11 protein-coding genes are annotated in these 9,802 nt (G+C 65.7%); 6 read left to right on the forward strand and 5 right to left on the reverse strand.

All coding sequences use genetic code 11. The features are described from left to right. Positions 1 to 431 (forward strand): XdhC family protein (locus VFV09_06415; protein ID HEU4867342.1); only part of this gene is annotated, 431 nt, incomplete at its 5' end. A gap of 48 nt (positions 432 to 479) precedes the next feature. Here the strand turns inward: VFV09_06415 and VFV09_06420 are convergent. From VFV09_06420 to VFV09_06430, 3 genes are all read right to left on the reverse strand, one after another. Next, a complete protein-coding gene (locus VFV09_06420) occupies positions 480 to 1,295 on the reverse strand; it encodes a class I SAM-dependent methyltransferase (protein HEU4867343.1) in 816 nt (271 codons plus the stop codon). A 68-nt stretch (positions 1,296 to 1,363) separates the two neighbouring features. Continuing rightward, a complete protein-coding gene (locus VFV09_06425) occupies positions 1,364 to 1,837 on the reverse strand; it encodes a hypothetical protein (protein ID HEU4867344.1) in 474 nt (157 codons plus the stop codon). 86 nt (positions 1,838 to 1,923) lie between these two features. Further along, on the reverse strand, positions 1,924 to 2,370 hold the full coding sequence (locus VFV09_06430) for a hypothetical protein (GenBank protein HEU4867345.1): 447 nt from the start codon (positions 2,368 to 2,370) through the stop codon (positions 1,924 to 1,926). Positions 2,371 to 2,652: 282 nt separating this feature from the next. Here VFV09_06430 and VFV09_06435 point away from each other — a divergent pair, with 282 nt between their 5' ends. The 4 genes from VFV09_06435 (at position 2,653) to VFV09_06450 (ending at position 6,646) form a co-directional block, all read left to right on the forward strand. Beyond that, positions 2,653 to 4,041 carry a molybdenum cofactor synthesis domain-containing protein gene (locus tag VFV09_06435; GenBank protein ID HEU4867346.1) on the forward strand — a complete coding sequence of 463 codons (1,389 nt, stop codon included), beginning with the start codon at positions 2,653 to 2,655 and terminating at the stop codon, positions 4,039 to 4,041. Then, positions 4,038 to 4,736, forward strand: a complete 699-nt coding sequence (locus VFV09_06440; GenBank protein ID HEU4867347.1) for a molybdenum cofactor biosynthesis protein MoaE — start codon at positions 4,038 to 4,040, stop codon at positions 4,734 to 4,736. The genes VFV09_06435 and VFV09_06440 overlap by 4 nt, the downstream gene beginning before the upstream one ends. 9 nt (positions 4,737 to 4,745) lie before the next feature. Further along, the gene (gene glp / locus VFV09_06445) at positions 4,746 to 5,963 is read left to right on the forward strand and encodes a gephyrin-like molybdotransferase Glp (GenBank protein ID HEU4867348.1); all 1,218 of its coding nucleotides are present in this window, start codon (positions 4,746 to 4,748) and stop codon (positions 5,961 to 5,963) included. Positions 5,964 to 6,034: 71 nt separating this feature from the next. Continuing rightward, positions 6,035 to 6,646 carry a superoxide dismutase gene (locus VFV09_06450; GenBank protein ID HEU4867349.1) on the forward strand — a complete coding sequence of 204 codons (612 nt, stop codon included), beginning with the start codon at positions 6,035 to 6,037 and terminating at the stop codon, positions 6,644 to 6,646. Positions 6,647 to 6,704: 58 nt separating this feature from the next. On the opposite strand, the gene rpe is transcribed toward VFV09_06450, so the two are convergent. Next, positions 6,705 to 7,364 (reverse strand): ribulose-phosphate 3-epimerase, encoded by a 660-nt coding sequence (rpe, locus tag VFV09_06455; GenBank protein HEU4867350.1) that lies wholly within the window; start codon positions 7,362 to 7,364, stop codon positions 6,705 to 6,707. Positions 7,365 to 7,567: 203 nt separating this feature from the next. On the opposite strand from rpe, the gene VFV09_06460 reads away from it, so the two are divergent. After that, entirely contained in the window at positions 7,568 to 8,539 is a 972-nt protein-coding gene (locus tag VFV09_06460) for a phosphoribulokinase (GenBank protein ID HEU4867351.1), read from the forward strand. A 67-nt stretch (positions 8,540 to 8,606) separates the two neighbouring features. On the opposite strand, the gene VFV09_06465 is transcribed toward VFV09_06460, so the two are convergent. After that, positions 8,607 to 9,536: a LysR family transcriptional regulator gene (locus VFV09_06465; GenBank protein ID HEU4867352.1), complete on the reverse strand. Its 930-nt coding sequence runs from the start codon at positions 9,534 to 9,536 to the stop codon at positions 8,607 to 8,609. Positions 9,537 to 9,802 lie beyond the last annotated feature (266 nt).

Below are 9,802 nucleotides of genomic sequence, written 5' to 3' on the forward strand. Positions count from 1 at the left end.
GGAAGGTGTTCGCCACCAAAGAGCGCTTCCCGGAGGCCGACGAGATCGTGGTCCAGTGGCCGAACGAGTTCCTGGAGACCGCAAAGGTCGACCGCAGGACGGCCATCTGCATCCTGACCCACGACCCGAAGTTCGACATCCCGCTCCTCCAGGTGGCTCTAAAGACCAAGGCCGGATACATCGGAGCCATGGGAAGCCGCCGGACCCACCAGAAGCGGGTCGACAACCTGCTCGAGGTCGGCGTCACCGAGGAGGAGCTGGACCGCATCCAGGCCCCGCTGGGGCTGGATATCGGCGCCTCACAGCCCGAGGAGGTTGCGATCGCCGTGGCGGCTCAGATCATCGCCAACCGGAACGGCAAACCCGGCGGGTCGCTGAAGCACTCCGCCGGCCGGATCCACTCCAAGCCGGTCGAGGAGCCCGTCGGCTAGCTCCAAACACTGCATTGACGGCCGCCCTACGGGGCGGCCGTTTGGTTTCTAGGTATCCCACCAAAGGGTTGCGATCTCGTGCTGGGGCGGTGAGGCGGTCCACAGGCCGTCCCGTTCGTTCAGCCGGTCGCCCAGGGCCTCGGCGAGCTCGTCGTCCTGCTCCGGTTGCAGGCAGACCCTCTTGCGGACCAGGGCGATCGCGTCGGCCCGGCCGGCGAAGCCGCTCATCACCGGGGGGCCGGACTCCAGGAGGTGCTGCACGTCGTAACCCAGCTCGGCCACGGCGTTCACTGCGTCGAGGTAGTCGGGCCCTTCGGGCCGGGGCAAGCCGTGGAACCTGAGCCAGAGGTCGCCCATCCAGGCCAGGGGGTGTCGCGGGGTCAGCTCTACCACCACGCGGCGGACGGCCTTGTCAGAGAGGGCTTTCACGAACGGGGCGAGGTCGGCGACGTTGTAGAAGACGTGGTGGCAGATGACGACATCGGCCCGGTCGACCTGCGGGGCGACCTCCGGCCAGGTGCCCAGTACGGTCGAGCAGGCGACACCCTGGCCTGAGGCGGCCTCGGCGAAGGAGTCGAGCATGCTCTGGGACGAGTCGACCCCGATCAGCCGCCCCGCCCGGCCGGCCAGCGGAAGGCTCCCCGCCCCGCCTCCAACCCCGACGTCCAGCACGGTGCCGCCCTCCGGGAGGGCCTCGAGGGCCCGGCGATTGGCGGGGGAGAGACCCCGGCGCATCGCCGAGGCTGCCCGTTCGGCGAACAGCCCGGGAGGGAATCCCCATGGGGACTCCGGCGCGGCGGCGATGATCTCGTCCGGGATGGCCCAGGACTCCAGATCTCTCCTCCAGTGTTCGAGCGCGCTCATGTGCTTCTCCCAAAAGAAAAGACCCCGGCGCCGTTAAGGCGCCGGGGTCTCAGCAGAACGTTGGAGCTTTACTCGCCGGGGTTGAGGTCCTTGAGCGAACCACCCTTCCAGACGACACCGGTGGTGCGTGCCTTCTCGAAGGCGTCCAGGTCACGGAAGCCGAGGCGCTCTGCCTGGGCGTCGGTGGTAGGACGAGCCTCCTCCTGCGGAGCAGATGCGCTGCCGCCGCCGCGGCGGTAGGACAGCGGTGCGTTCGGGTCGTCGCCGCGCTTGCGTGCGATGTCCCGCTCCTGCTGTGCAGGCTCGGACACTGCCTCGGGAACTGCGCTTCCAACCTCGGGGTCGGGGCGAGCTTCCTGGTGGGGAGGCCACGGGCCCGGAACCGGCTGGCCGGCGATTTTGAGGAAGTCGGTAACTTCGGGCCACGCCCATACCGAGTTGTCCCCGCCCACGCGGTTCTGGTTGTTCTTGCCGGGTGCGTCCTGGATCAGCTCATAGATCCGGGGGCTACCGGGACTCGCCTGAAAATCATCGTCGGCCATTCCAACTCCTTTCGAAAGCTTTTGGGCCTTCTCGATACTGCCGAACTGCTAACAGAAAAAGACCGGGCAACAGACTAGCACTATGCCTAAATTGGTTCTTCGTGCGCTCCTCGAGGGGCCAGAGGTCCCGTCATGCTCGATGTGTAGTCGCCAAGCCAGGTGTCATCCCATTGGTTGTCGTACTTCTGGTCGTTGCAGTGCGGATTGTACTTTGCGATGAGCTCGATCTGAATGTTCTTCAGCGTGCCCTCCAGCGACTGGGAGTCCGGAACGAAGTACGAGGCGACGTGAAGCTTCCACGGGGACCCTGCCCGCTCCGCCCAGCATGAAGCCGCGGGGTGGCGCTTGGGAAGGCCTGCCTTGGAAAGATCGAGCGCGTAACCCACGTAGATGACCGAGTAGGACTCCGGCTTTTTCACCGGGTCGGCCTTGTACATGATTGCGTAGACGCCGGGTCTCTGGGGAGGGTTCCAGCCGCCCAGAAGAAGCGGCCCCTCGAACGAATACCCTGCGAGACTTCCTAATCTGATCATGAAGCCCTCCTAAATCGCTGCAGTTGCATCCGCCAAGTCACAGCAACCATCAAGGGCAAAGTGCGTGTTGAGTCCCTGGGCCGACCATGCGTAGCGAATAACTCCAAGTTAATCTTAGACTCATCGGGGGGCTAGTTCATCCTCCGAAAGTTCAGCAATTGTAGGCCCTGTGGCGAGCTAACAACGGGGAAAGTCCGGTAGTCGACATTCACCGGCTCGCCGCACCGGCTTCGGCGCACCTTCGAAAGGTAAGTAGTGGCCTCAGGCAGCAGGCGAGCCGCCGTGCTCACAATCAGCGACGGCGTGTTTCATGGAACCCGGACCGATGACTCGGGCCGGGTCCTGGCGGAGGCTCTGGAGGGCGCCGGTTTCGAGGTAGCAGAGCGCAAGGTGGTGCCGGACGACCGCAAGGACATCGAGCCTGCGATCGTCGCCCTCGCCGGGCAGAACGACCTCGTTCTGACCACCGGTGGGACCGGGCTGGGCCCCCGGGACGTCACCCCCGAGGCGACCCTGGCGGTAGTCGAACGCCTGGCCCCCGGCTTCGCCGAGGCGATGAGGGCCGACGGCCGGGCCAAGACCCCGATGGCGATTCTTTCCCGGGGCGTCAGCGGGGTCCTGAAGGACGCCCTGGTGGTGAACTTCCCCGGAAGCCCAAAGGCGTGCCGGGAGGGGCTGGACGTGATCCTGCCGCTCTTCGGTCACGCGATGGACCTGATCACCGGCTACACGGTTCACAAGGACGGCCCGCCGAAGCCGGGAGACCGCCCGGGCGACATCGACCTGGAGGGCAAGAAGCCTCTGAGCCACGACCACTCCCACAACGGCAAGGGGGCCGAATCCACTCCCGCCCCCCCGGCCTCACCCGAGGCTCAGGCTCCGGTCGCCGACCAGGCCGATCCCGCCTGGGAGGTCACCAGCACCCTGGCCAGGCGCATCGACCTGGGCGAGGACAGCCTGCTCGCCACCGCAATCCGCCGTGAGGGGTCGCCTCCGTGCTCGGTGGGGCAGAAGATGCTGCTGGGACCCGGCGGCCCGCTCACGGGAACTCTGGGATGCTCCGACTTCGACACCGCAATAGCCCGCGAGGCGGCGCAGGTGCTCGCCGGAGGCGTATCGACCACCCGAACGCTCACCCATGACCTGGGGACTATCGAGGTCTACCTCGAGCCCTACACCCGCAAGCCCCGGCTGGTGGTGATCGGGGCCACCCCGGTCGCCCTGTGGCTGCTTCGTTGGGGCAGGGACCTGGGCTACGAGCCGGTCCTGGTAGAGGAGCGCGACGGGTGGGTCACGCCGGAGCACCGCGAAGCGGCGTCCAGGGTGGAGACCTCGGCCGACAACGTGGGCGGAGGAAGCGTGCTGGACGTGGTCCACACCGACCACGAGTCGCCCGCAGTCCCGGACCAGATCGGCGCCCTGCTGCCCCTGAAACCCCGCTTCGTCGGGATCATCGGCAGCGCCCGGCACACCGGCCACCACATTCAGCAGCTTAAGGACCACGGGCTGGACCCGGAGCAGATCGAGCAGATCCAGTCGCCGGTCGGGCTGAACCTGGGGGCCAAGACGCCTCCGGAGATTGCGCTTTCGATCCTGGCCGGGCTGATGAGGTTCCGTTCCGGCCGCAAAGGCGAGTGGCTGGACCGCCGGTTCGAGGAAGGTGGCGAATGAAAATCAGAGTCCGCATGTTTGGAGGCCTGGCCGAGAGGGGCCGCGCCGAGGAGGTCCTGGATATCCCGGAGAACTCGTCGACGGACGACCTGATGGCCATCCTCTACGAGCGCTACCCCGATGTCGGCAGGCTGTCCGGACAGATCCGCACCGCGGTGAACAAGGAGATTGCATCCGGCGACCAGACGCTTTCCGATGACGACGAGGTGGCCCTGCTTCCCCCGGTCGCCGGGGGGGCGAACATCGTCACCGGCCTCAGGGAGGGAGGCGCCACGGTGAACGAGGCGATGGAGGCGGTGGAAGCCCCGGACGCCGGCGGCATCGTCGTCTTCGTCGGCACCGTTCGCAACCACGCCGACGAGTGGGGCGAGGTCGACCGCCTGGAGTACTCCGCCTACCGGGAGATGGCCGAGGCCGTCCTGCAGCAGGTTGCCGAGGAGGCGGTGCAGAAGTGGCCGCTGTCCGGCATGGCGATCTTCCACGGCCTGGGCAACCTGAAGGTCGGTGACCACACGGTGGTCGTCGCAGCCTCGTCGGCCCACCGGGGCGAGGCTTTCGAGGCCGCCCGCTACGGCATCGACGAGGTCAAAGTCCGCTGTCCGGTCTGGAAGAAGGAGGGCCGGGGCGACGAGCACCGCTGGGTGGGACTCGAAGAAGCCGCTCCGCCCGGTGACGCCGAGGGACCGGAGGACTGATTGGGATACGTGATGAGAACCGTCGCCGAGGTCCGGAAGGACATCCTCGACGCGGTCGAGCCGCTCGAGCCGGTGACCCTGCCGCTCATCGACGCGTGGGGCTGCGTGCTGGTGGAGGACGCGAAAGCCCCCTATGACATTCCCACGTTCGCCTCGTCGGCGATGGATGGTTATGCAGTCCGGTCCGAGGACGTGGCCGGCGCGCCGGTCACCCTGAAGCGGGTGGGAAGCGCCTACATCGGCCACACCCCCGAGGGCGAGGTGGGACCGGGCGAAACCATGTGGATCGCCACCGGCGCCCCGATCCCCCCGGGCGCCGACTGCATCGCACCCAAGGAGGACGTCGAGTCCGAGCCCGATGTCATCACAGTCCAGAAATCGTTCTCACCCGGCCAGTTCGTGCGGCCGCCGGGACAGGACCTCAAGGAGGGCGACGTCGTGGTCCCCGCCGGCAAGGTGCTCGCCGGGCCCGAGCTGGGGAATCTGTCGACCGCCGGCTTCGCCGAGGTCACCGTCTACCCAAAGGCCCGGGTGTGTGTGGTCTCCACCGGCGACGAGCTGATCGAGCCGGGCACCAAGCCGGCGTACGGCCAGATCCCGGACGGAAACGGCTACACCATCTCCGGTTGCCTGAAGGAGCTGGGAATCTCGCCGGTCCGTCCCCCGATCGTGCCGGACGACGAGGACCTTCTGCGTGAGGTGTTCGTCTCCCGGGCACCCGAAGTGGACGTGTTCATCTCCTCCGGAGGCATGTCGGTGGGCGACCTGGACGTGGTTCGCAAGGTGGTGGAGGAGCTCGGACAGATCGACGCCTACAAGGTGGCGATGCAGCCCGGGATGCCCCAGGCCTTCGGCAACGTCGAGGGCCGGACCTACTTCGGTCTTCCCGGCAACCCGGTCTCGGTATTCGTCTCCTTCGAGCTGTTCATCCGCCCGGCCCTGCTGAAGATGATGGGCAGGACCGACCTCGATCGGCCGGTCGTCCGGGCGGCACTCGACGACGAGATGGACGGCCTTGTTGACAAGACCCGCTACTCCCGGGTGCTGGTCTACCGCGACGGGGACGGCTGGAGGGCCAGCTCCACCGGGCCCGCGGCATCCAACCTTTTGGGCACTGTCGTGAAGGCAAACGGGCTGGCTGTGATCCCGCCCGGCGACAAGCCGGTGAAGGCGGGGGAGCAGGTAAACGTTCAGCTGTACCGCCCGCTCGAGCAGATTCACGCTTGACGGGTTGGGGTAGGTAACAAATAACGGCCTCTATACTTTGGCCACAATGCTTAGATGAAAGTAGGGGAAAAATGGCTTACGAACTACCACCGCTGCCATATGCATACGATGCTCTGGAACCGCATATCGATGCACGGACGATGGAGATCCACCACACCAAGCACCACCAGACCTACATCGACAAGCTGAACGCAGCGCTTGCCGACAAGCCGGAGCTCTCCGCCAAGCCCATCCAGGAGCTGATGAAGGACTTCGCCGAGGTCCCCGCAGAGCTTTCGACCCCGGTGCGCAACCACGGTGGCGGCCACGCCAACCACTCGCTGTTCTGGACGATTCTTTCGCCCGACGGCGGCGGCGAGCCCAAGGGCCCGCTGGCCGATGCGATCAACAGCTCGTTCGGCTCGTTCGACCAGTTCAAGACCCTGTTCACCAACACCGCGGTCAACCAGTTCGGCAGCGGCTGGGCATGGCTCGTCGTAGCCGACGGACAGCTCGTCCCCTACGGCCTGCCCAACCAGGACTCCCCCCTGGCCGCCGGCGAGAACCCCATCCTGGGCCTCGACGTCTGGGAGCACGCCTACTACCTGAAGTACCAGAACCGTCGCCCCGAGTACATCAGCGCCTTCTGGAACATCGTCAACTGGGACGAGGTCAGCGCCCGGTACGAAACCGCCGTGGGCTAAGCCCAATATGTAAAGAAAAGGCCGCCCTTCGGGGCGGCCTTTTCAGTTGGGCCAACCTCTACATCGCAGCCCGGACCTCGGCGATGGCGGCCGCCGGGCCGTCTGGGTGACGGAACAGCGCCGAGCCCACCACGAAGTGGTCGGCGCCGGCCTTCAAGGCTCCGGCCACGGTGTCCTTGGTGACACCGCCGTCGACCTCGAGTGCGATCTCCCGGCCGGTGGCGTCGATCATCGCCCGGGCCTCGGCCACCTTCGGCTCCATCTCGGTTATGTACGCCTGGCCGCCGAACCCGGGGTTCACGGTCATGATCAGCAGGTGGTCGATGGAGCCCATGCAGTGCCGGATCGTCTCCAGGGAGGTCGCGGGGTTCAGCGCAACCCCGGACCTGGCCCCCATCCGGCGGATCTCCTCCAGGCACCGGTGCAGGTGAGTGATCGCCTCCGGGTGGACGATCACGGTCTCGCAGCCGGCCTTCACGTAGTCCTCGACCCATCGCTCGCCGTCGGTGATCATCAGGTGCGCCTCGAAGGGGATGTCGGTCAGGTCCCGGCACTGCTTGATGACCTCGGCGCCGAAGGTGAGGTTCGGCACGAAGTGCCCGTCCATGACGTCCCACTGGATCGCGTCGGCGCCACCCTCCGCCAGCCGGGTCACGTCCTCACCGAGACGTGCGAGATTAGCGTTGAGCACTGAGGGGACGATTCTGCGCTGGGTCACTGGAACCTCTCTTTTCGCTTTGTTCCGGGGCGGTTTCCGCCGGGTCTTGAACGAGTGCCCGGCCGGTATTGGCAGGGCAACGGGTAGATTCAAATTCGAAAATGGACGGTATCACGCACCGCGTGATGCTTGTCCGCCGGTCTGCACTGCCCGCAGGCACATGCCGGCGAGCAGAAATCTTTCTGTTATGAGTAAACTACGGCATGGCTACCAGGAGTTCTTCTCTACCTAACCGCGCTCCCAACACCGGGCGACCGATAATGCTGGGCGTCGTCGGCGACTCTGCAACCGGCAAGACGACCATCACCGCAGGAATCGCCAAAATCCTGGGCAAAGACCGCGTGACGACTATCTGCACGGACGACTACCACAAGTTCGACCGTGTCGAGCGCAAAGAGCTGCCCTTCACTCCGTTGCACCCCGACTGCAACTACATGGAGATCATCGAGCAGCACCTGAAGCTCCTGGCCGACGGCGAGCCCATCCTCAAGCCCATCTACAACCACAGCCACGGAACACTGGACCGGCCGGTGCTGGTCACCCCCCAGGAGTACATGGTCGTGGAGGGCCTTTTCGGCTTCTACACCAAGCCGATGCGGGACTGCTTCGACGTCAAGGTCTTCCTCGACCCGCCGGAGGACGTGCGGCGCGCCTGGAAGATCAAGCGGGACGTCGGCAAGCGCAACTACACCGAGGAGCAGGTCGACGCCGACCTCGCCAAGCGCGAGCCGGAGTCCGAGGCGTACATCCGCCCCCAGCGGGCCCACGCCGACATCGTCGTGCGCTTCTACCCCCCCGGCCCGGAACTGGACGTCGACGCCAGCCACTACAACGTGAAGCTGGTGCTCCGCCCGACCCTTCCGCACCCCTATCTCGCTGAGATCGCCTCGGCGACCAGGACCTCCAAGTACGAGCCGATCCGGTTCTCACTGGCTCGGGACCGCGGTCAGCCGGTCGACGTACTGGAGATCGACGGCACGGTGCCCGACGAGGTCGCCGCTTCGGCCGAGCAGATCATCTGGGAGAAGATGCACAAGGACGGCAAGCTGGACGCCAACGCCATCGGTCTTTTTGCCGAAGGCGATCAGCAGCGGGTTTCCGGCCCCCTGGGACTGACCCAGCTGCTGATTGTGTTCCAGCTCCAGTCGGCCCGAGCCGGGTTCGAGTTCAGCTAGAAGCTCGTTCTCCCGCTTCACTCCGCACTAGATCAAGTGAGTCAAATCGCTGATTTAGCGCGGGCTGTTAACCGAGGAACTCCCGGGATGCGCCGAACCACTGGTCGACTGCCTGCTTGGTGTTGAGGGAGCGCAGCAGCTCGAGGAACGCCTCGGCGCTCGGGGAGTAGTCGGTCTGGCTGCGGTAGAGGACGTGCCAGGAGCGGACCAGCGGCGTCCCGATGACCTCTAGCCGGGCCAGGGTGCCGGCCTCCAGCTCGGCGGCCACGGCGTGGGTTGAGATCAGCGTCACCCCCAGGCCGGCGGAGGCGGCCTGCTTCACGGCGCCGTTGCTGCCCAGCGTCATAAAGGGTGGGGATTCGATGCCGGACTCGGTGAAGAACTCTTCGGTGTTGTTGCGGGTGCCGGAGCCGCCCTCCCTGAGTAGCCAGGTTTCCTTCCCCAAAAGAGGCGCCTCGAAGGGCCCTGCGTTGGCCAGGCGGTGCTCGGGCGAGCCGACGACGACCAGACGGTTGTCCAGGAAGGGCTCTCCGGCGATCTCGCCGTTGTCGGGAGGCCGTCCACCGATCCCCAGGTCCACCTGATAGGAGAGAAGGCTGTCGAACACCCCCTGAAGGTTGCCAACCTCCATCCAAAGCTCGACCCCGGGCTCTCTTTGCCGGAACAGCTTGAGGATGGGCGCCATGAGCGACTCGCCGGCGGTGGTCACGGCGGAAAGGCGCAGCTGGGCGGTCTGGCCGGCCTTTTCGCGGGCTCGCCGGGCGGCTTTTTCGTATAAACCTAGAATTTGTGACGCATACCCGGCGAATTCCTGCCCGGCAGGGGTTACCCTGATACCGCGGCCCTGGCGTTCTACCAGTGCGACGCCCAGCTCCCTTTGCAGGGAGGCCACTCCGGCAGAGACCGATGGCTCCGTCACCATGAGGCTGGCGGCGGCGGCCCGAATCGATCCGTGGCGGACTACCTCCAAGAAGGTTTTGAGCTGGCCAAAGGTCATACCCCTATCTTAGAGAACTACCTAACAAACGTCAACAAAGGTTCAATTGCTTTCTTAGTAAACCAGTACTATTCTGGAGCGGACAACCCGGTGAGTGGCCGGAAAAGCTTGAACGGACGGAGGACATACATGGCCGGTACTAGCGACCCAGCAAGGCCGCGTTGGATGGCGGGCGTCATGCCCTACAAGGAAATGGGCTATTGGAAGCCCGAGTACGTCCCGGAGGACAGCGACATCATCGCCGCCTTCCGTATCACCCCGCAGGA

It is taken from the genome of Actinomycetota bacterium (assembly GCA_035759705.1).
Taxonomy (GTDB): domain Bacteria; phylum Actinomycetota; class CADDZG01; order JAHWKV01; family JAHWKV01; genus JAJCYE01.